A 19,462-nucleotide genomic window follows, 5' to 3' on the forward strand; every position below is an offset into this window, starting at 1 on the left:
CTCCTCAGAGCACGCAGCAGTTGCGCTTGCGCCAGACGAGGTAGCCCATGTCTTCCCCCTTCACGGGGAAGGAGCGGCCTGCCTGGGGTGGCATGGTCGAGCCGCCGAGCGGCAGGCAGGCGGCCTTGCCGCTGACCGTCGGGATCGGATTGACCATCTGGGTGCGGTATTGCTGCTTGCGCAGCACCGGCATCGGGTATTTGTTGCACAGGCCCTTGGAGCCCATCGTGCCCCACGCCAGTCCTTCCCGGTGGATCTTGAAGGCGAAGCGGGCGAGCGCGAGGCGTGACGCCTGCACATGGCCGATCGACGCCGAGATGTTGCCGTTGACCGGGTACATCGGCCCCTGGCAGCCGGCACACCAGAAGGTCGCATCGAGCGGCAGCTTCGCGGTGGATGCGATGCAATCGCCGGCACAGGCGGCTTGTGCGATGGGCGTCGAGAACAGCACCGCCTCGGGGTTGATGAGCGCGGTCAGCGAGTCATCCTGCCAGAGCGGATCAACCTCGGTCATGTAGGCGATGTCGAACGACGACTGCTCGAAGCAGGCGAAGTCGGCGAGGATCTCCATCCAGTAGAGTAGCGGATAGACGTACCAGTGGACGTGCCACTTGGACGTGTTCTGGCCGTTGCCGCCGGTCTGCGATGGCCCTGACAGTTGCCCTTGCCCGATATCGAAACCGGGCGAGATTTTGGTGCCGCCGAGGTTCACGAAGCACCACGGCTTGGTCGACACGTCGGCAAGGCGCACCGGCTCCCAGAAGCCGGCCGAGATGCCGATACGCGGCACCGGGCTGCCGCAGGCGCAGACGGGCAAGCTGGGGTTGTCGGTGTCCGGCCGCGTGCTCGGCCAGATCTTCAACGCACCTACGGACAGGGGAAATAGGCACGACCAGCAGACGTCGGTGATCGGATTGACGAACTTGCCCGTACATTTCGACTGCGCCTCCGCGCGGGGGCTCAGCGTCATCGACATGACGACGGCAAAGAGCGCGAAGGTCAGGAGACGCAGCGTCCTCACGCGGGGTCGTCCGACGAGGTGGCGGCCTCGAGGAAGGCGTTGTCCGCACGGTTCTTCCGGTAGACGTACAACGCGGTGTGGAGCGCCGTCGTGAGCAAGAGCGCTGCTACCGTGAACGACGCGGGCGGCCCGAAGAGGCGGACGAGCGCCGAGATCGAAAGCACCCCGAGCGCGGACGCGACGCAGAGGATCTGGAAGGTACGACGCATGCCGCGCAGATCGGCCGTCTCCGGCGCTGCCATCGGGGTCTTCATGAGGTCGAGCCACAGCGGCATCAGCTGTTCCCCTTGAGCTTGATTTCGGTGAGCTTCATGACCCGGCCGTCCTGCACGGCCACGGCAGGCGTATGTCGGACGCCGAGCTTGCCCGTGAGACGCCCCTCCTGATCGAAGTAGAAGCGACGCTGCCGCGCGGTCATCTCCTCGATGGGGGAGCCGTTCACGAGAATGATCTTGGCCTTGAGATCGCTGTATTGGCTGGTCGCCCAGTCCATCTCCGCCTTGCTGTCACCGTTGACGAAGACGAGGGCCTGCCGGACGGCGGTGAAGTCGAGCGGGTTCACCGACTGGCCGGCGCGGGCGATGTAATTGCCCTTCTGGTCCTGGACGTCGCGCTCGATGATGATCGTCGGATCATAGGCCCAGGTCCGCGCCTCGGTCGCAGCGGAGATGCCGGCGACGGGCTTGGGGCGACGCACACGCGCCTCTGCACGACGCGCGAACTCGGTGTTCATGCGGTCGATCCCACCGCTCGCCTGGAGGCGCTGGAGCTTCGCCTCCATCGTCGCCATCAGATCCGGCTCGATGATCGGAAAGGCCTGCCCGACGACGCCGTGGTCGCGCGCGCGGGTCGCTGAGGTCAGAGACACCGACAACAGCGCGACGATCGCGACGGACTCGAGCGTGCGGTTCACAGGATCGGCTGCCCGACGCCGACGATCTTGTTCGAACAGGCATAGCCGATCGCGGCATAGCGGCTGTCGAAGCCGTCCTTGTGGGGCGAGCCGACGTAGTAGCAGCCCTCCGGGATCAGCCCGGTCGGCCCGGCCAGCAGCGTCTCGCCAAGTTTAGTGACGGGTTTCATGCGGCCAACGAGGCGGCCAGCGACGATCACGTCTGCGCCGCGATGGACGACCGTGTCCCCGGGCATGCCGTAGACGATCTTGCCGAACATCTGCTGCTTGGCGCCGAAATGGCGGATGACCAGCGGCGCGGCGGGCGGCACGAAGAACACGTATTCACCACGCTTCGGCACCGCGGTCTTGTGGATGACGAACGCCCAGTTGGGCAGCGATTCCGACGCGTTGATGAGAAGGCCGTGGGTGTCCCGCCACTCGGTGATGGCGTTGTAGGACATGCCACCCGCGATGAAGAGGCCCAGCGCTGCCCAGAGCCGCTTGCGTGGCCGAAAGCGTTCAGCCGGGCCGGTGAGGGCAACAGGGTTACTGGCCACCGGGGCCTCCGAAGGACGAGACCGATGCTCCGGCGGTGGAAGGGTCGACCGAGGCAACGTCCGGCGCTGCGGCCGGGACCGGCATGGCGGCGAACGGGTTCGGCGCGGCTGCGGCCGGCGCGACCTGCGCCGTTTGGACGGGCGCGATCTGAACAGGAGGATTAGTCGGAGCCTGCCCCTGCATCATCGCGCCCATCTGGGTCGGCGTCGCCGGCGTCGGCGTCTTCACGCCAGAGGCGTAGACAGCCTTGGCGACATCGGCAGTGATGTCCGGGACGCTCTTCGAAAGCACGGCCTCGCCGACGAGCACCACCTGGCCGGCAGCGCCGCGGCGCTGGAGCTCGGCGTCGAGCGTCGCCATGAAGCTGCGCATCTGCGCCTGCACCTGGTCAGGCGGCGTCGCGCTGCGCGCCTGCGCTTGGACGTATTCGCCGACGATCCTGGAGAGATCCGCCTTGACGATGTGCTGCGGCTTTTCGGCCGTCACGGCCTTCGTGATCCAGACCGCCCAGAGAAGCGCGACGAGCAGGACGGCACCGAGGATCAGCTGCTGCGCGGTATAGCCCGCGAAAACGGCCTTGGGCTTGCGGCTCGCTGCAGTTACCTGCGCTGGCGAGCGTTCCGAGCTGCTGGAAGGCAGATCGCGGCCCAGGCCATCGCCGTCGGGCTGTTCCGAGAACGAAAGGTTGTCGCTCATACGCGCGGCTCCTTGGCGGCCGGGTCACGCGGCAGGATGGCGTGACGGCGAAAGAAGATGATCGCTGCGCTAAGGGCGATGTGGACCCCGCCAACGATGAGCTTGAACTGGTCGATGCGGCTGGCGTCGGCCGCGAGATAGCGGCTGGTGAGGTTCTGGACGTGGTTCATCATGCCATCGAGCGAGAAGCCGCCGATCGCGAGGAAGAAGAGCACGAACAGGCCCCACGTCATCAACAGGGTGGTGACGAGGAAGCCGGCCATGTGGAGACTGAAGAAGAGGCCATAGCCGTAGTCGACCTTGCGGCCGCTGCGAGGCATTGAAAGGACGGTTGCCATGCTCGTCACTCCGCGGCGATCGGCAGCGCGTCGTCATCCGCGCCGTGATCGGTCCATTTCTCGGGATTGTTGGGATAGGCGACCCGCTCGATCGCCTCTTCCATCGTCAGACCTTGCTCGAGCAGGTCATGGATCGCGGCGAAGGTCAGCGGTGACGAGGAGTAGACGGTCGCTGAATAGGGATCGAGGACGAGGCGGCCCACGGCTAACGTCTCCGGGCCCTTAATCATCACATCCGAATATTCGGAGCCTTGGCGCTTCAGCGACCGAAGCAGCGCATCGGTGTAATTGTCCATCTGGAAGCGATCGTGCTTCTTGAAGTCGGCGATCGTCTCCTCCTTCTGCTGAAGGATGACGAACCAGTCCGAGTTTTCGAGCGCCGCCTTGGAGCCGTCCGACTTGTAATAGTCGTTGAGGCTCTGCGTCGCGGTGACCAGCGAGGCACCGTACTTGCGGCAGGTACGCGCATAGGCTTCAATGAAGTCGGCCATCGAGCCGCCCTTGAGCATCTGCCACGCCTCATCGAGGAGCAGTGCCTTGCGGATCGAGCGATCCTCGCGGCGCATCGACTGGCTGACCAGGAACATGATCGCGGTCAGGGCGACGCTGCGCAGCTCCTCGCGCGACGAAAGATCCGACATTTCGAAGACGGTGAGGTTGTTCTTGAGCTCGAACGAAACCTCGCCTTCGAACATGCGACCGTAGGTGCCCTTCGACGAGAACGGCCGCATCGCGATCGCGAGGTCGATGCCGATCTGATTGCCCGTGGCATCGAGGGCGGTGATGACGTCGTTCACCGACCCGTTCGGTCCCTTGTCCGCCCAGACGGCGTTGATCGCGCCGTCGATGAGGCCCCGCTCCGTATCGTTGAGCTTGTCGATGTGCCGGGCCATCTGGTTCACGATGCTTTTCAGCATCGCGAAGCAGTCCATCCGGTAGTCCTCGTCGGCTTCCGCAAGGGCTGGGTCGATCATCGAGAACGGGTTGATGCAGAAGCCCGACGACATCGTGAACTCCACAAATGCGCCGCCCTGCAGCTTGGCGGAGTGCTCGAACGAGCGGCCGTCGTCGATCACGACGACCTTGGCACCGGCGCCGACCATCGACGAGCAAAGCTCCTGAAGAGCCACCGACTTGCCCGAGCCCGACTTGCCGAAAACAGCGACATTGTGGTTGCCGGCGGTGTTCTCGAACGGCGACCAGAAGAAGGGCTGCCCGCGTCGGCCGATCAGCATCAGGTGGGGGTTGTTGCCGCCCAGATACTCGCCCTGCAGCGGCATCAGGCTGGCGGCGGTCGTCGTCAGGACAGTCCGCAAGCGCTTCATGTTCTTGAGGTCGAACGACAGGCCGTTGGCCATCGTCATCGGCATGGCGGCAAGCAGGCCCTGGATCTGCAGATAGCGATCGTCGAGCAGGTCCCAGCCAGCGGCCCGGTACACCGACTTCAGGATACGCTCGTTGGCGTCGCCCTTGCCCTTAGGGCTGAACGAGGTGACCGAGTAGAACGCCTGCACCAGCTTGCGCCCCTGGCGGAGCTCGTCCTTGACGAAGCGCCACTCCTCTGACTGGTCCTTGAGCTGCGGCAGCATGCGGGCCGACTTGGAATCCGCGAGGCTGGTGGTGCGCATGAACTTGCGGCCGGCGCGCTGCCCGGAGGCCTCCGCGTCTGGGAAGTCGAGGCACAGGTTCGTTGAAACCGGGCAGGGCATGCGCAGCTTGTCGGCGAACATGTCGCCGATGAGCTTGGCCATGTCCCACGGAGCCCAGCGCTGCGGGAGGTTGCGCACAGAGAAGGAGCGCACGTCGAACGTGTCGGGATAAATCTCGCCGATCTCGGGCGCGTTCTCGACGGTCTTGCCGGTTGGCCGGAAACGCTCGGTACGCAGCAGAATGCGGTCAGGCTCGATCTTCATTTCGAGGTCGTGGCGCACAGCCTGGTCGGCGATCGGATCGAAGGGGTTGTAGGTGATCGTGTCGTCGCCGGGCGCCGTCGTCGGCGAGGTGATGTCGTCGATCCACGCGATGAGACCCTTGGGGTCGATCGCCCGCGCGTGGACGCCGAGCGATTCCAGCGCCGAGATGAGCCCCTCCATGACGGAGACGATCTCTTCGTTCGACACGCGGCTCGATTCAGGCGTCGAGTAGGACAGCCCGAGCCGATGATTGCGCAGGCAGAAGGGCGCGGAGTTCGACAACGAGTTCCAGACGCCGCCCATCAGATACTCGGTCCGATGCCGCGCCATCCGCTCGTAGATGCCCGATGCGGAGTAGCGCGGCATGTACCACTGAGAGAGCTTCTCGGAGATCCGCGGGCTCATCCAACCATGGATCTGCAGCGCACCAGGCGTGGGGATGCCCTCCGACAGCAGCTGCGCCAGCATTTCATGGCTCTGCTCGGTCGCCCCGATCATCGGCGTTGCCTCGAGGAAGAAGCCGCGCGACGCGCTGTTGTAATAGATATGGGTCTTGGGATCGTAGCCCCGGTACGGCAGCCAGTGGACGAACCGCGGGACCGCGGTGTCAGGGCGACCCTGCTCCGGCTTGGCAGTGTCACCGACGAGGTTCGAGAGCAGGCCCTTCAGGAAGCTCATTGGTCGACTCCGGGGAAGGAGGATGCTCGCAGCACGGGCAGAGGCGATGACGCTTTGGCCGCGTCACGCGCTTCCGGTTCGGGACGCGAGAGCCCTGAGCGGATCGCGGGATTGGCCGCGACCGCCACGATGGCGTTGCGTCCAGCCTGGGTCGCGTACTTGGGCACCGCGACGCCCGAGCTTGCCGTGACGACCGGGCGGGAAGGCGCGGAGGAGGAAAGAGGCTTGGCGGGGGTGGTTGCGCCGACGCGGGCAGGCGTGATGGATGCAGCAGGGGTGGCGCGCACAGGCTGGGACGATGCGGCAGCAGCCGGTGCCGAGTAGGTCACCGTAGCCGGTGTATGCAGTGCCGATGGCGTGACAGGGAGACGACGAGGTGCCTTGGACAGCCGGCGCGCCACCTGATCCCTGATATCCCCGACAGGGTCCGCCTGAGCACGCGCGGCGGCTACTGCAGCTCCCGTCGGCATATCGGGATCCACCGCCGGATCGCCGTCGACGAATGTGGGCTGATCGGCCCGATCGATAGCGGCGAGCAGCGTATCGCCTCCCGTTGCGGCGCGAACCTGCGCCGGCGTCGATGCAACAGCGTTGTCGGCGAGCGCCTGCTGCCATTCGCCGCGCTCGACCACGGCGTGGATCGCGGTCTGCTCGCGCAGGCGCCCAGCGGCGTCGATCTGCGACGGGAAGACGATACGGAGCACGCGCTCCTGGCTGCGCGCCGGCGTGGAAGCGGCCGACTGGAAGCCGCCCACGACGTTGCGGGCGGCGATGCTCTGGCCACCGCGATCGTCGGTCGTCGGCGCGCTGTAGGGGCCTGCCGGCGTAATCATGCGATCGCCTTCCTCGCCAGCGATCATCGCCAGCGCGCGATCGTCGATGATCGAGCTCGGCGCGCAGATGCCGTCCGGCGCCACGCACGAGAAGTTGCCCTTGATGTTACCGCCCATCGTCGTGCAGCTGGAAAGGCCGGTGCCGGCGAGGATGAGCGCGAGCGCTCCGAGCTTGGTAGGTGTCACGACCGTCCTCCCTCGATGAAGGCGGCCAGCGCCTCCTTGGGCCGGTAGCCCTCGATCATCGCGCCGTCGGAGCGGACGATGACGGGCGTGCCGGAGAGACCATGCGCACGGGCGAACTTCTCGTTGGCGTCGAGGCCCGAGGTGTTGCACGTGCCGGCATTGCGCAGCGGCTCGCCGGCGTAGGCCTGATGCAGCGCCTCCTCACGGTTCTTGGCGCAATAGACCTGGTTGGCGAGATCGCGGCTGCCGAGCACCGAGATTGGCCGCTCGACCACGCGAACGTTCATCGTGCGCAGCGTGTTGGACAGCGCGCGGCAGTAGCCGCAGCGGAAGTCGCTGAAGACGGTGACCGTCTTGCCGCCCGACTTGCCCCACACGATCGCACCGGTCGCCGGCAGGCTCGTGAGCGATAGATGCTGCGGCGCGGCTGGCGCCGCGGGCGGTGCGCCCGCACCGCGCGTCAGCGGCGCTTCGTCGCCGCTTGGGGCATTGTTGGCCTTGGCCGCCCCGCCGATGAGCGTGTCGGGGTTGATCTCGAGGAGGCGCGTCGCGGTCAGGTCCTGGCGCGTCTCCATGTCGTAGACCCGGCCGATCATGAGGTAGCGGCCCGAACGATCGACGTAGAAGAGGTTGCTGCCCGCGGTGACCTCACAGAGGCCTTCGACGATGGCGCAGTTGATTTTGGTCACCTGCGTCTTGGGGAGGCGTGCCTTGAGGAGTGCCTCAACCTTGGCGTCAGACGTGGTCATCAAGCCAAGGGTCGAAGCCGCACCGGCAGCGCCAAATCCGATAACGGCGGAACAGGCGGCGACGGTCGCGAGGAACCGCGGGCGGAGGCGCCAGAAGGCGAGATAATCAGTTGCGGACATACACACCCTCCAGGAAGACGATCTCGACGTCGACACCGGTCGGCATCTCGATGACGGGCTGGTACTGCTCGGCGCGTTCGATCAGATATTTGGAGACCATGTCGCCGGCCTCGCCGATGCCGTTTCCGATGCCTCCCTGCGCGATGTCGCCAACGCCGAGCTGCTGTCGCTTGCCGTTCACCAGCACGTTCGTGCCCTGCAGGAAGGAATTGGAATTGGCAGCGAAGCCTTTGCCGATCCCGCCGACGAGACCGGCGATGAATGCCTGACTCACCAGCGAGCCCTCGCGGCTGACGACGCGCCCGCGCACGCCGGTCTTGCCGCCGAACGCAATGAAGCCCTTCACCTCGGACTCGGCATAGCGGCCGCCCGGCTGCGGGCAGGTCATCTTCTGCAGCTTGATGTAGACCTTCTCGCTCGACAGCTCGCCGCGCGCAGCGCCGTTAATGAGGCAGCCCTGGATCTTGGTGGTGAGCAGCTTACCGTTCTGCAGTACCGAGCGCGCCGGCCCGGTGATGCGCAGCACGACCGGCAGCGGATCGGTCTGGCTGTTCACGCCTGCCGCGGCGTCGACGCCGACGATGACCTTGGCGGTCGCGAAGCTGTTCGCCGGCAGATAGTTGGGGCTATCGGTGTAGACCGTGCTGCCCTTGGCAATCTTGGAGGCCGTACCGGTCTCGGTCGCGCCGAACGAGACCATCTTCACTTCGCTCAGCCGTGCAGGTGCGACGTCACGCGGGGAGCCAGCGCCAGCGGCGCCGGAGGTGCCGTAGACTGCGGCGCTACCCGGGCCGTACATCGCCTGCGGCCCTGCGGCCGGCTGCGGCGCAGTGGCCTGTTGGTTCACCTGCCGGCGAAGCTGCTCGTTTTCCGCCTGGTAGGCCGAGACGACACGCTGTCCATCCGACGACATCGAGGTGTTCTGCGCGCGCAGCGCATCGATCTCTTGGGACAGCTGCGCAACTCGCGCATTGGTGCCCTCGACACTCTTCAGCTGGTTCTCGTTGGACTGGAAGCGGTTTTCGGACTGCGCGATCCACTCCTGCTCGGACTTGGTCTTGTTGGCCATGTCGGCGACCGACACGGTCTTCTTGTCGGCGCTGTCCGGATCGATCTTCTTGGCGGCGTTGTCGTCGCCACCGAAGATCCAGAAGCACGATGCGAGCGCCAGACCACCGACACCGCCGGCGAGGATCATCTTCTGCTTCTTGTGGATCTGGGTGTTGCCATCCAACTCGGAGGCGATCGGCGAGACGCCGTCACCGGCCTCCGGCGCATCGAGCGGCTTACGCTCGCGGGAAAAGATGTTCTTGATGCCCATGGCTCAGTTTCCGTTTCGCGAGACGAGGTAGGCGGTCGTGACCCGACCGGGCGCGAGCTTGGGCTCGGCGATCGACACCGCGAGCGAGCTGGCGGGCGCCACGCTCGCCTCGGTCAGCGTGGTTTCGGCGGTGCCCTTGTTCTCGATGCGCAGGACCCGGCCGGTCAGCGCCTCGCCGCGATATTCGGCGATCATCTGCACCTTGAGGTTGCCGACATAGACGGGCTTCAGCGAGCGTTGGCGCATCTCGTAGCCGTCGACAGACTTGTTGGCGTACATCGCCTGAACCAGAGATACCGCGGCGTCTTCTGGCGAGGTGGCCGCCGCAACTTTGGTCTGGCCGGCTTCGGCCGCATCCGCCTTGGCGATCGCGGGGTTCGATACGAACACCTGGACTGCCTGGTCGCCGCTAATCCGGCATTGAAACTTGTAGACGTAGCCACGCTTTGAGGTGCCGAAGAATGACAGGACCTGCCGCCCGAAGCCTTCCGGGACCGACAGGTAAATGTCGCCGCGCACCGGCTCGTTCACGACCGAAAAATCGTCCGACGGATTGCCCGTGTTGATCTTCGACACACCGGCAAACTCGTCGCCGACGAGGCTGATGCGCGTCAGGTCCTTCGCGGAGGCGTTGCAGGATACCTGGGTACCGTCCGCAGCCATCAGCGTCTGGTCACCAGCGGCGAACGCCGGCGCCGCAAAGACGAAGACAGCAACAGCGATCAGGGCGGCGCCAATGATGCGGCTGATGAGGCAGAAGGTCCGCGACGACAGGGCAGTCCCGAGCGCGGCGCTTCCGAACGCGTAGAGGGCGGTCACATCGAGACTCCCATGCGGCTCTTGGGCTGGACCATGTGGAAGCCGACGAGCTTCAGGCTCATGCCGACGTATTCCCAGTCGTAGACGAAGGTGCGCGGCTCCGATGAGACGACCTTCTGCCCGATGACGGTGTTCAGCTTGCCCGACACGGTCGACTGCAGCGCCTTGGGGTCGATCTCCATGCCCTCCAGCGTGAAATACTGGGACATGCTGGATCCGCGCTGGTCATCGACGATCTTGAGAAGGTCGGCCTTGATCGCACCTTGCGACTTCGGCGACACGATCGCGAGAACCTGCTTCATCCAATAGTCGAGGCTATTGGGCGTGCGGTTGAGCGTCAGCACCGCAGTGTCGCGGGTGACGAGCTCGAGATACTCGCGCGTTACGCCCGAACTCGAAACCCGTAGCGGCCCGTCGAGGATCGGCAGCAGCACTGCCTCGCGCTCGCGGTTCGCCGAGAAGAGCAGAAGCAGGGCGACGATGCCGGCCAGCACGATTGCTGTGATGCCGAGCATGTTGCGCTGGCGCAGGACGCGTTGGGACTGCGCGTGTTGGTAGGAGAAGTCCATGTCAGCCCACCATCAAACGGAGGTAGGAAGGTGGCGTGGCCTTGAGCGACGGAAAGCCGCCCGGCAGATGCCAGTATGCGAGATGAATGAGCCACGACGTCGCCCGTCCCGCTTTGGCCTTTCGGAGGCCCCACCACCCCAGGACGGCCAAGCCGATCCCGATGACGATGTGTTGGGACAGGATCCCCCAAGTGAAGGGGATGACCATCGCGAGGAACTCGTCGAGCGTCCAGAACCCGATCAGCTCAGGGTCGTCGAGGTGCGATGGGATCACGAACTTGTCGGCTGACATCACGCCACCTTCAAAGACGGTGTCGGCGGAGCTGCTATCTCCGCCGACCCGGTCGGCTTCAGATCGTTGCGGTGACGGTCGACGTCACGATCGGAATACCGGTGCCGGCACCGACGCCAACGCCGACCGGGATCGCGACCTGGCCGAGCGAGAAGCGACCCGAGGCGAGGCCGACGACGCCGCCCGCGAGCGACAGAACGGTGATGATCTTGCCGCCCGAACCCTCGAGGAAGCCGGTAAAGGCTTGCAGCGCGGTGTTGAACGTCTGGTCCGCACCGGCGAAGGCCGGCGACGCGAACACGGCGGCTGCCGCTGCGACGCCGATCGCCGCCAGGGCGGTCGTCTCGGCACGACGGCCGATCTTGAGCATGCTCTTCATGTGGAGGTCTCCATTCGATCGAGCGCATTTCAGCGCGCCCAAAGGAAGGGTGTCCGGCTGATTGTTGAGCGGCAACGCCAATCCGGCGGAACTTTCGCGTCCGTCGCTATTTCCGACTCATTAAGCCAGTTTTTTGTCCCTGCGCCGATGGCGTGGCGCGGATGTGAGACACGCTGGCGCGGATCAGAGACATGGTGGCGCGGATATGCTACAGGCTGTCGCTCTCGTGAGACATGGTGGCGCACATATGCGCCATGGTGTTTGAACGGGGGCAACGCTGTTATGAAACGTAGATTCGCGTGACCGGAGCTTCGACAAGGTGTTTCACTCGCTAGAATGGTCGCGTACCGACAAGAAAGGCCGACTGCGGACTTAAAGCGCAGGTGAACAAAGAGATCGATGATGTTGGCGACAAAAAAAGAATGCGAATTAGAGGTCTCTGAGTTCTATTTGCGGCTGGCTACCGAGAGCATTCGCCTTTTTTCGAACAAAAGGCGAAGTATGTGCGTCCTAGGTGAGGTGGTAGACTACCGCGCAGACGCCGTTTCGACGCTTCCGCAATATTATACGACGGAAAATCTGCGGCAGCACTTGGACGTGATTCCCACGGAGGGTGACATCACGCTGAAATTTACAATTCTCGAGAGCAGCGCTTCCACTATCGAGGGAGCGACAGCTATGCTCGAAGAAGCGATGGGAACATCAGTTGCTTTTGCTGACGCAGTTTCTTTGATCCTGTACGACTTTATCGTGGAGGAAAATAAGACCGACATTCTTACGAAGCTCGGTATAACGCCCGAAGCGGCCAAGAAGTATGCGAAATCACTGGTAAGAACCAAAACGAATGTAATTCCTATCCGATAGCGCCTGCTGACCCCCTGTAATGATTAAGTTTGTGCTAACGTCAGGGTTGCAAAGCCGCTTGGCGGGGGTATCGGTTAAGAGCGTTTCCGGGAGGGATAGGCAATGGGGGCACTTCAGAAGGTGACCGAATCGAGCGCTCCGGCGCTCAGTAGGCCGTACACGATCGCAGATTACATCGTTGCTCGCATGAAAGCCGAGGGCCTGAGCCAGCGGACTGTCGCGAAGAACACAGGTTATGACCGGTGCCGGATCAATCGCATCCTGCGGGATGAGAACCGGCTTCCGATCAGCATCGTAGAGGCTGAGGCAATTCTTGCTTCGATGGGCGCCGGCGCGCTGGAAGTCGCTCTCGCCAACGACATGATCACCAACAACGAGCCCGTGAGCGCAGAGGACATGGCTGCGGTCGTGGCGCTCATCACGGTGGTGATCCAGGGACTACCGATGAAGGTCGCATCCCTCCTCGAGGTGGTCTCGGGGCTGCAGTCGGAGGATATCCGCAAGGAGCACGGCGTTCGCATCCACAACGCCATCTTCGAGATGCTGAAGGATCTGTATACCGACCTCATCGGCCGCAAGGACGAGCGCCTCGACCACACCAAATACTGATCGCACAGACATGCGAGCCGTAGAGCGCTAAGCGCCGACGAAGCCTCGCACGAGGTCTCTGACGTCGTTCTATCTCCCAGATGCTACAGCCCCCAATGGCGCCGGCCGTGCGCCAATCACCTCCTCAAGGGTAGGAGGGGAGGGGGAGCAGGATTGTGGCTTGTCCGAGAATGAGCCGCCTCCCAGACCGGTGAGTGTAGTCGAAAGCACGAAATTAAGCGGTTCGAACCCCCGTCCGCCTGCGCTTCCCCTCCTATAGCGGCCGCGGCTTCGTGCTTTCGACTACACTCCTCGTGCTTTCGACGACAGTCGCTTGGCGGGGCGCAGCGGGGCCTTGGATGAGCCACCCCAGGCGGGTATCCGTCCGCGAAGCCGGAGATAATTAGAATGACCGACAGCATCAGCAACCAGGGAGACCTCTTCGCCTTCGATAGCCCGCTGCTGAGCGGGGTTCAGGGCGAGCGATCACTTATGGCTTTTCCCTTCTTCGCGCTGGCAAAGACGGCATGGACGAAGACGTTGATCTATAAGACCGACACGGTTTCGATCGAGATCGGTCCGGGCCCTAAGGGGATCGCCACGATCTACGACAAGGAAATACTTCTCTATATCGCTAGCCTAATGGTGTCGAAGCTTGATGCGGGACAGCCGGTCACCCAAGACTTCTATTTCACCGCAAACGATCTCTTCCGCGTAACCGGCGTCAACAGCTCGAAGCGGTCGTATACCCGCCTCTCCGATGCTCTCGCGCGTCTGCAAGGCACACAGATCAAGACCGATATCGAGGCAGGTGGAGAAGGAAAAGCGGGGTACTTCTCGTGGCTCGAAGCCGCTCAGCTCCACTATACTAAGACCCCGACTGGAGAGAAAAGACTGAAGGCGGTGCAGGTGCGGCTCTGCGATTGGCTGTTCCGCGCGATCCTCAAGGACCGCCATGTTCTAGAATATGTACCGAGTTACTTTCAGCTCGGACCTGTTGAAAGGCGATTGTACGAGGTCGCGCGCTCCTCTTGCATCGACGGGCCGATCAGCACGACGTTGGAGCAACTCCGTCTACAGTTAGGCTACCAGAGCTCGGCGCGGCAATTCAAAGGTATCCTGAAGAGCATCATCGAAAGCGATTCCATTCCAGGATTCACGCTGTCGCTCCAAAAGCCATTGGCCACCTCAGGCATACCGTCGAGAAAGGTCGATGATGAGATCGTCAGCATGGTCCCGCATGCCCAGGCGAATCACGCGCTTGAGATTGCATCGGCGGATTAGCGACGCCGCACTTTGGACTGAAGGCGTTCGCTGAAGTGTAGTTGAAAGCACGAAGATCTTTGGCGAGCGTAGTCGAAAGCACGAAGAGTAAAGCGGCGAGTGTAGCCGAAAGCACGAGTATTTTCCGTGCAGTGTAGTCGAAAGCACGAATCGTTAATGTTTCATCGACGGGAATTCTCGGTCACATTGGCTGTGAGGCCGCTCGCCTGACGCGGGTAGTCAAACGGGAAACGGCTGTGACCACATAAGGAAATGCCCGGCCGAAGCCGGGCACCCTCGAGTTTCTATGTCCACGCCGGCAAGCGTGAAACAGGACCCAACCATCCTGCTGACATAGCGGCTTCAGAGCCTCGGTTCAAGGGAGCGCGCTTCGCGCCACGCTATCGCTTTGCCTGGTCCGGCCTCCATCAAGGAGGAAGGCAATGGACGCTATTACCCTCGGAGGAGCGCTTACCAGCATGCTCTCCGGCATACCTGTGCGGTCGAAGCCGGCACGATCGGGTGCCGTGCATCGGACCGGCGTCCCCGTGCTGCGTGGCAGTATGGAAGCTGGCACGTTCGAAGACAGCTTCTGGACGATTCCGGGGCAGGGCGAAACGAACCGGCTGCTCAATGCCGCCCGAAAAGCACTTGATGCAGGACGAGGCCTCCGGCGCATTGCCCGGCTTGGCGAGCGCAAGCTGAGTGTCGCCGAGCGCGCGATCGCGTCGTTACAGGCCAGCAGCGTGCGCGTGTTCGAAGAGATTCTGACCCTCGCTCGGCTCAACAAGGGACGGGTATTCCCGACCTACGAGTACCTCGCGGATCGGACGAATTACGGGCGCGCTACCATCACGCGTGCCCTCGCCGCGCTGGAGGGCGTCGGTTTCATCGTGCGCCAACGCCGTTTCAAGCGCGTCCCGGGAGAGGGCGCGGGGCCGCGCTATGCGCAGACATCGAACGCCTATCGACCGCAGCTACCCTCGCACCTGCTAGCGCTTCTACCGCGTTGGATGCGCCCCGCTCCTGTCCCGGTCGACGCCGAGGACCATCAGGTGGAGCAGGTCGAGAAGACCAAGGCCATGCTCTCGACGCTCTCCTGCAAGGAATTTGCGGAGGCAACGCTCAGCGGACCGCTCGGCCAGATGATGGCCCGTTTGGGAGCAGGTATCGATCGCGCTGAGCGTGAGGCTCATATTGGTTCAGAACCGCTAATGGAGTTATTTAATAATGCTCAGATGGAGTTGGCCTAGACGGCCAACGCTCTGGTGGAAAAGGGATGGCTCAACCCATCGACGAACAAACGACCCGATACATCAAGATCAACTTACAGGAGTGTCGGCTATCGCCGCCACAATGCTCCCAAGTGGAGCATGCAAATTCTGTTCGCCTGTCAGATCAGGCCGTCGAGATCGCGGCTATAGCAGACTTAGAACTGGGTGAAGGCAGCGCTTCGATACCCTTGAGGCAGGTTCGAGACCGTAGATGCTGATCCTGGTGGAGAGGTAAGACGTGACCAATTGGCGATGATGTTGCTGACATAGGCCTGCGTCTCGGTGATGCGCGGCACCAGCCCGCCGCGAACCCGCCCCGGACCGGCGTTATAGGCTGCGAGGGCAAGGTGGACCTGCCCGAAACGATCGAGCTGCTGGCGCAGATAGCGGGCGCCACCCCGCATGTTCTGCAGCGGATCGTAGCGATCGACACCCAATCCGAAGGCGGTGCCCGGCATCAGCTGCGCGAGCCCGTAAGCATTGGCCGTCGAGACCGCGACCGGGTTATAGCCACTTTCCCGGATTATCATCGCGTCGAACAGCCCGGCCGGAATGCCCTGCTCGCACGCGATCGCGCTCATCATCCCATAGAACGCGGCACGACGGGCTTCTGCGCCGCGGGTAAGGAAGCCCGATGGTCTGTATGCGAGCGGAGCGCACCTTGGCTTGAACGATACCGATTGAAAGGGAGCGGTTCCGCCACGTAACCAGCCTGGCACAGCGATGGACGAAAGAGCTGCAACCGGCGCCGGCGGTGTTGTCGGTCCGACTGACGGTCCCTGTATTTGCGCCGTCGCCGCCATCTCCTGCTGCATGCGAAACTGCACATAGCGTCGGCTGAGATCGTGGACCTGAAACGCCTCAGGCAGCGGTGGGGCCTCACCAAGGTCAGCTGTCTCGACACGATCGGAGACAGCAACGTCCCCTTCGAGCGGCGCAGGCCCCGTCATAGAGATGAGTTGCACCTTGCGCACCGGCCCGCGCTTCGGCGCGGCGAGAGCTTGCGACGCGATGATAACGCTCGCGCAGAATGCGATGGAGGAGACTGAATTTCGCACGGAAAACCCCTAAACGGCGTGTCTTCCAAGAGTTGAGATCAACCAATTTACGCTTGTCAAGGTGAGGGAACCTGCCGAAACTGCCGGGATCACCTCCTCGAGGTCAGTCGGACATGTGGTTGATCCACCGCGACACAGATGGAAACAGCCGGGACCGTATCCCTCTGCCGGGTCCGCTACGTGAGGCTCTGGTGCGCTGGTATGTCGGGGAAGGCTCCTTCCACGACGAACAGGCCGGTGTGACGCTGGTCCAGAACGCGCGGATTGGTCAGCGCTGGATCGCCTGCGACTGCCTCGGCCACGACAAAGCACCTCCGATCCTGACGCCGGCGTATCTGTCGGAGGCCGAAACCTACTATCTGCGGCGCCTAACCAGCACGAAACGGCCAGAACATCGCGCCGAATGCCCGTTCTTCCGCGACCAGGCTACCAACCGGATCACCGAGGTTCGCTCTCACAATACACCAACGGATCCGCCGTCAGGCTTTTTCGAGGTCCTGCGACCAGCGCCGGAGAAATTGTCGCAGCGCCCTGACGATGACAGCCTCGACGATCGCACCCGAAACGCCTCGACACCGCGCCTTGCACGCCTGTTATGGCGGCTGCTCGACAACGCCGGCTGTAACAGGATCGCTCCGCTCAGCCTCGGCTTTGACTGGTCGATCAAGGAGGAGTTCGCCGCGCTCAGTCGAGCCGCAGGCAAGATCGAAATCGCACCGGGCGTCGAGCTCGCCCGCGCGTTCTGGACCCATGCGCGACCGCTGGAGAGCAATGCTGTCTACGGCACGCTACGGGCACTCGCGGCCAAATGGCCAAAGGCGCACGCGCCTCAGGGTTTCGTCGCGCTCTACGCCCAAGCGATCAGGGGCAACGAAATCCACGTGCCGAACGGTGATCCAGTGCGGATCGCGACCCGCGTCCAGTCCCCGTCCATCCGAGGCAACCACATCAGTGGGCCGTACATCGTGCTCGTCGTGGCCGGTGAGTATCCCGAGGCGAGAGGTTACGCCCCACTCAGGGCTTACGCGCAGCCGATTCACAATGGCCGGTTGTTCGTGCCGGTCGAGTCCGACTTCGAGCGCAAGACCTTGAACGCCATTCTTGCGGGGCAGCGCGCCCTTGATGCCCAAGGGGTTGATCTCGCCATCGGCAAGCCACTCTTCGACAGCATGACCTCCCAGGGTCCCTGTCGACCTGACTTCGTGCTGGAGGCAAGGTCGCGGGTGACCGGGGAAATGAAAACGCTGGTGGTGGAGGCGATGGGCTTCGACAGCGCCGATTACGAGGCAGCCAAGGCGGTCACTCACCCACGCATGAAGATGTTAGGTGACCTTGTGACGATCGATCCGTCGGAGGTCGAGCAGGGCATCGCCACTCGCAAGATCATGCGCACGCTCGATATCTGAGGTGGTCCGTCCGCGAGATAGTTAGAAATGCTAAAGCGGGTAGGGGCGCTCCCGCCTATCCTAATTTAGAAATGAGCCGCGAAAGAACTGGAAATAGCACATATGGCCAGTGGCGAGCGGCCATCGCGGAGTCAGGTGAGAGGACATGCTGAATCCTCCAACTGCGCGACAACCGTCCCAATTGGGATCGAGAAATGAGACGCTCGATGATCGGCGTTGAATGGCGAGGTTTGGTGGAAAGCCGACCGTCCGCTTTGGAGGCCACACCCCAGGAAACCGGCCACTGAATGGGTATTCTTGATGCATCAATATTTTGCATCGCTGGGCCCCTGGGTTTCCTGCTGTTTTGCGCTGATGCGAAATCCGTGAGTTTTGCATCGCAACCGGCTAGGGTGAGCGGCTAGCTGACATTTAGGTTTTCGCAATTGGTGCCTGTCAAAAAGGTGCGATGGTTAAATCCAAAGTGCTTCCCCTGAGTGATGTCTGTCCTCCCATGTCTGCGCTGGTGTCAGGCCAGGGCTGGTCACTTATCAATCCGACGGCATTCTTGGTTATAATACGCAGGCATTTATCGAAAAAGACGGTGTCGTAATCAGTTATATCAACAGCAGGGGGGAGCAGGATTATGGCGTTAGGCTTAGTCGCGCCGTCCATCCAGCTTTGAGCGGCGAACTAAATTACCGCCCAGGTCTAATTGAGGTTCTCGCTGCTATCGGAATCCAGCCCAGTCCTAGCGGCGTTGTATTTGAGGCTGCTAGAAATCTCTCATCTATTAAGAGCTATTTATCCGACCCGTCGACTTGGAAAGCGAACGTAAGACTAGAAACAGAAAAGCTATTAGATCGGCACAAAACTTGGAGCGATGGTCCAGAGTTTACGCACGATCTAGCAAAGTCACTAGCAGGCCGTCATCCGTGGCTTACAGCGGGCAAGGTGCCGGACTTAACCGACTTACTGAATACCGAACAATCACTCTCTTATAAAGCACGACGCTCCCATCTCGGAATAGTGATTGGAGCTATTGGCGTCGGTATTGTTGTAGCTCACTACTGGATGTAGCAGCGAGGAGCCGGCGGGCGGGTGTCGGCTGCTACGCGCTATCAGGCGAGCTGATCCCACCTCATTCGTGATGCAAAACTTTTGATTTATGCATCATTGAGACGTGCGACGGTCATCCGTTTTTTAGAGCCTGTAGTGCCTGCTGCATCTCGGCTCTCGCTTCCGCTATTCCCGCATGAACCGTCGCCCGTGTTTCCGCCATAGTGGCGGCAAACTCGCGTTCGGCTTTTGCGAATTCGGCTTCATGCTCCTCTTCTTGACGATCCAAATCGCTGAGAGAGGCTTCAATTTGCTGACGCGCGGTTAGTCGTTCATTCCCAGACATGGCATCCTGCCCCACATGCGTATTGCATTGGCAATACACCAGTTAGCGGCCATCGCGAAGGGGGTTAGAGATGATGCAAAGCCTTTAATTTTTTTGCATCAGGAATGACCGGGATAGAAAGATCGCCCTGAACGAATAGCAGTTTTCGGAAGCGCCAATTAGCAACCCGAGTGTCCGGTATTGGGTGATTGTGTTGAAAAAGACGGGCTTGCAGTGGTGTTGGTGGTCTGATTCACTTGCCGCGAGGTGAGCGGAGAC

21 protein-coding genes are annotated in these 19,462 nt (G+C 62.4%); 5 read left to right on the top strand and 16 right to left on the bottom strand.

The genetic code is table 11. The annotated features are described in order from the left end of the window. Positions 1-4: 4 nt before the first annotated feature. The 14 genes from traU to AC07U4_RS22315 are packed head-to-tail and all read right to left on the bottom strand — an operon-like array spanning position 5 to position 11,367. Positions 5-1,021, bottom strand: coding sequence for a conjugal transfer pilus assembly protein TraU (gene traU / locus AC07U4_RS22250; protein WP_269454264.1), 1,017 nt, complete (start codon positions 1,019-1,021; stop codon positions 5-7). Further along, positions 1,018-1,296 carry a hypothetical protein gene (locus AC07U4_RS22255; protein WP_170171224.1) on the bottom strand — a complete coding sequence of 93 codons (279 nt, stop codon included), beginning with the start codon at positions 1,294-1,296 and terminating at the stop codon, positions 1,018-1,020. Before AC07U4_RS22255 ends, traU begins: the two co-directional genes overlap by 4 nt. Beyond that, positions 1,296-1,934: a type-F conjugative transfer system protein TraW gene (gene traW, locus AC07U4_RS22260; protein WP_495197139.1), complete on the bottom strand. Its 639-nt coding sequence runs from the start codon at positions 1,932-1,934 to the stop codon at positions 1,296-1,298. The genes AC07U4_RS22255 and traW overlap by 1 nt, the downstream gene beginning before the upstream one ends. After that, entirely contained in the window at positions 1,931-2,473 is a 543-nt protein-coding gene (locus AC07U4_RS22265; protein ID WP_495197140.1) for a S26 family signal peptidase, read from the bottom strand. The genes traW and AC07U4_RS22265 overlap by 4 nt, the downstream gene beginning before the upstream one ends. Beyond that, positions 2,463-3,170 carry a TrbI F-type domain-containing protein gene (locus AC07U4_RS22270; RefSeq protein ID WP_495197141.1) on the bottom strand — a complete coding sequence of 236 codons (708 nt, stop codon included), beginning with the start codon at positions 3,168-3,170 and terminating at the stop codon, positions 2,463-2,465. The genes AC07U4_RS22265 and AC07U4_RS22270 overlap by 11 nt, the downstream gene beginning before the upstream one ends. Continuing rightward, positions 3,167-3,508 carry a hypothetical protein gene (locus tag AC07U4_RS22275; protein WP_495197142.1) on the bottom strand — a complete coding sequence of 114 codons (342 nt, stop codon included), beginning with the start codon at positions 3,506-3,508 and terminating at the stop codon, positions 3,167-3,169. The genes AC07U4_RS22270 and AC07U4_RS22275 overlap by 4 nt, the downstream gene beginning before the upstream one ends. Before the next feature lie 5 nt (positions 3,509-3,513). Continuing rightward, a complete protein-coding gene (gene traC / locus AC07U4_RS22280; protein ID WP_495197143.1) occupies positions 3,514-6,099 on the bottom strand; it encodes a type IV secretion system protein TraC in 2,586 nt (861 codons plus the stop codon). After that, positions 6,096-7,118, bottom strand: coding sequence for a TraV family lipoprotein (locus AC07U4_RS22285; protein WP_495197144.1), 1,023 nt, complete (start codon positions 7,116-7,118; stop codon positions 6,096-6,098). Before AC07U4_RS22285 ends, traC begins: the two co-directional genes overlap by 4 nt. Beyond that, positions 7,115-7,987 carry a DsbC family protein gene (locus AC07U4_RS22290; RefSeq protein ID WP_495197145.1) on the bottom strand — a complete coding sequence of 291 codons (873 nt, stop codon included), beginning with the start codon at positions 7,985-7,987 and terminating at the stop codon, positions 7,115-7,117. The genes AC07U4_RS22285 and AC07U4_RS22290 overlap by 4 nt, the downstream gene beginning before the upstream one ends. Then, on the bottom strand, positions 7,974-9,308 hold the full coding sequence (locus AC07U4_RS22295) for a TraB/VirB10 family protein (protein WP_495197146.1): 1,335 nt from the start codon (positions 9,306-9,308) through the stop codon (positions 7,974-7,976). The genes AC07U4_RS22290 and AC07U4_RS22295 overlap by 14 nt, the downstream gene beginning before the upstream one ends. 3 nt (positions 9,309-9,311) lie before the next feature. Continuing rightward, positions 9,312-10,127, bottom strand: a complete 816-nt coding sequence (locus tag AC07U4_RS22300) for a type-F conjugative transfer system secretin TraK (protein ID WP_495197147.1) — start codon at positions 10,125-10,127, stop codon at positions 9,312-9,314. After that, positions 10,124-10,696, bottom strand: coding sequence for a type IV conjugative transfer system protein TraE (locus tag AC07U4_RS22305; RefSeq protein WP_495197148.1), 573 nt, complete (start codon positions 10,694-10,696; stop codon positions 10,124-10,126). Before AC07U4_RS22305 ends, AC07U4_RS22300 begins: the two co-directional genes overlap by 4 nt. Before the next feature lies 1 nt (position 10,697). Then, positions 10,698-10,988, bottom strand: coding sequence for a type IV conjugative transfer system protein TraL (traL, locus tag AC07U4_RS22310; RefSeq protein WP_495197149.1), 291 nt, complete (start codon positions 10,986-10,988; stop codon positions 10,698-10,700). A gap of 58 nt (positions 10,989-11,046) precedes the next feature. Beyond that, positions 11,047-11,367, bottom strand: coding sequence for a TrbC/VirB2 family protein (locus AC07U4_RS22315; RefSeq protein ID WP_495197150.1), 321 nt, complete (start codon positions 11,365-11,367; stop codon positions 11,047-11,049). Positions 11,368-11,769: 402 nt separating this feature from the next. Between AC07U4_RS22315 and AC07U4_RS22320 the strand changes: the two genes are divergently transcribed. The 4 genes from AC07U4_RS22320 (at position 11,770) to AC07U4_RS22335 (ending at position 15,335) form a co-directional block, all read left to right on the top strand. Beyond that, positions 11,770-12,231 carry a hypothetical protein gene (locus AC07U4_RS22320; protein WP_495197151.1) on the top strand — a complete coding sequence of 154 codons (462 nt, stop codon included), beginning with the start codon at positions 11,770-11,772 and terminating at the stop codon, positions 12,229-12,231. A gap of 102 nt (positions 12,232-12,333) precedes the next feature. Next, on the top strand, positions 12,334-12,840 hold the full coding sequence (locus AC07U4_RS22325; protein WP_495197152.1) for a hypothetical protein: 507 nt from the start codon (positions 12,334-12,336) through the stop codon (positions 12,838-12,840). Between the two features lie 387 nt (positions 12,841-13,227). Then, complete coding sequence (locus tag AC07U4_RS22330) at positions 13,228-14,103, top strand: replication initiator protein A (RefSeq protein ID WP_495197153.1); 876 nt, start codon at positions 13,228-13,230, stop codon at positions 14,101-14,103. Between the two features lie 422 nt (positions 14,104-14,525). Next, complete coding sequence (locus AC07U4_RS22335; protein WP_495197154.1) at positions 14,526-15,335, top strand: helix-turn-helix domain-containing protein; 810 nt, start codon at positions 14,526-14,528, stop codon at positions 15,333-15,335. Between the two features lie 176 nt (positions 15,336-15,511). On the opposite strand, the gene AC07U4_RS22340 is transcribed toward AC07U4_RS22335, so the two are convergent. After that, positions 15,512-16,414 carry a lytic transglycosylase domain-containing protein gene (locus AC07U4_RS22340; RefSeq protein WP_495197155.1) on the bottom strand — a complete coding sequence of 301 codons (903 nt, stop codon included), beginning with the start codon at positions 16,412-16,414 and terminating at the stop codon, positions 15,512-15,514. 113 nt (positions 16,415-16,527) lie between these two features. On the opposite strand from AC07U4_RS22340, the gene AC07U4_RS22345 reads away from it, so the two are divergent. Further along, complete coding sequence (locus AC07U4_RS22345) at positions 16,528-17,820, top strand: DUF8535 domain-containing protein (protein WP_495197156.1); 1,293 nt, start codon at positions 16,528-16,530, stop codon at positions 17,818-17,820. A gap of 1,171 nt (positions 17,821-18,991) precedes the next feature. Here the strand turns inward: AC07U4_RS22345 and AC07U4_RS22350 are convergent. Then, entirely contained in the window at positions 18,992-19,219 is a 228-nt protein-coding gene (locus tag AC07U4_RS22350) for a hypothetical protein (RefSeq protein WP_495197157.1), read from the bottom strand. Between the last annotated feature and the right edge of the window lie 243 nt (positions 19,220-19,462).

This window comes from Sphingomonas sp. GW821-FHT02B09 (assembly GCF_059421875.1).

Bases quoted from the DNA above. Each gene is read 5' to 3' on its own strand.
- AC07U4_RS22255 (WP_170171224.1), bottom strand. From the start codon at position 1,296: ATGCCGCTGTGGCTCGACCTCATGAAGACCCCGATGGCAGCGCCGGAG.
- AC07U4_RS22270 (WP_495197141.1), bottom strand. From the start codon at position 3,170: ATGAGCGACAACCTTTCGTTCTCGGAACAGCCCGACGGCGATGGCCTG.
- AC07U4_RS22275 (WP_495197142.1), bottom strand. From the start codon at position 3,508: ATGGCAACCGTCCTTTCAATGCCTCGCAGCGGCCGCAAGGTCGACTAC.
- traC (WP_495197143.1), bottom strand. From the start codon at position 6,099: ATGAGCTTCCTGAAGGGCCTGCTCTCGAACCTCGTCGGTGACACTGCC.
- AC07U4_RS22290 (WP_495197145.1), bottom strand. From the start codon at position 7,987: ATGTCCGCAACTGATTATCTCGCCTTCTGGCGCCTCCGCCCGCGGTTC.
- AC07U4_RS22295 (WP_495197146.1), bottom strand. From the start codon at position 9,308: ATGGGCATCAAGAACATCTTTTCCCGCGAGCGTAAGCCGCTCGATGCG.
- AC07U4_RS22305 (WP_495197148.1), bottom strand. From the start codon at position 10,696: ATGGACTTCTCCTACCAACACGCGCAGTCCCAACGCGTCCTGCGCCAG.
- traL (WP_495197149.1), bottom strand. From the start codon at position 10,988: ATGTCAGCCGACAAGTTCGTGATCCCATCGCACCTCGACGACCCTGAG.
- AC07U4_RS22315 (WP_495197150.1), bottom strand. From the start codon at position 11,367: ATGAAGAGCATGCTCAAGATCGGCCGTCGTGCCGAGACGACCGCCCTG.
- AC07U4_RS22320 (WP_495197151.1), top strand. From the start codon at position 11,770: ATGTTGGCGACAAAAAAAGAATGCGAATTAGAGGTCTCTGAGTTCTAT.
- AC07U4_RS22325 (WP_495197152.1), top strand. From the start codon at position 12,334: ATGGGGGCACTTCAGAAGGTGACCGAATCGAGCGCTCCGGCGCTCAGT.
- AC07U4_RS22330 (WP_495197153.1), top strand. From the start codon at position 13,228: ATGACCGACAGCATCAGCAACCAGGGAGACCTCTTCGCCTTCGATAGC.
- AC07U4_RS22335 (WP_495197154.1), top strand. From the start codon at position 14,526: ATGGACGCTATTACCCTCGGAGGAGCGCTTACCAGCATGCTCTCCGGC.
- AC07U4_RS22345 (WP_495197156.1), top strand. From the start codon at position 16,528: ATGTGGTTGATCCACCGCGACACAGATGGAAACAGCCGGGACCGTATC.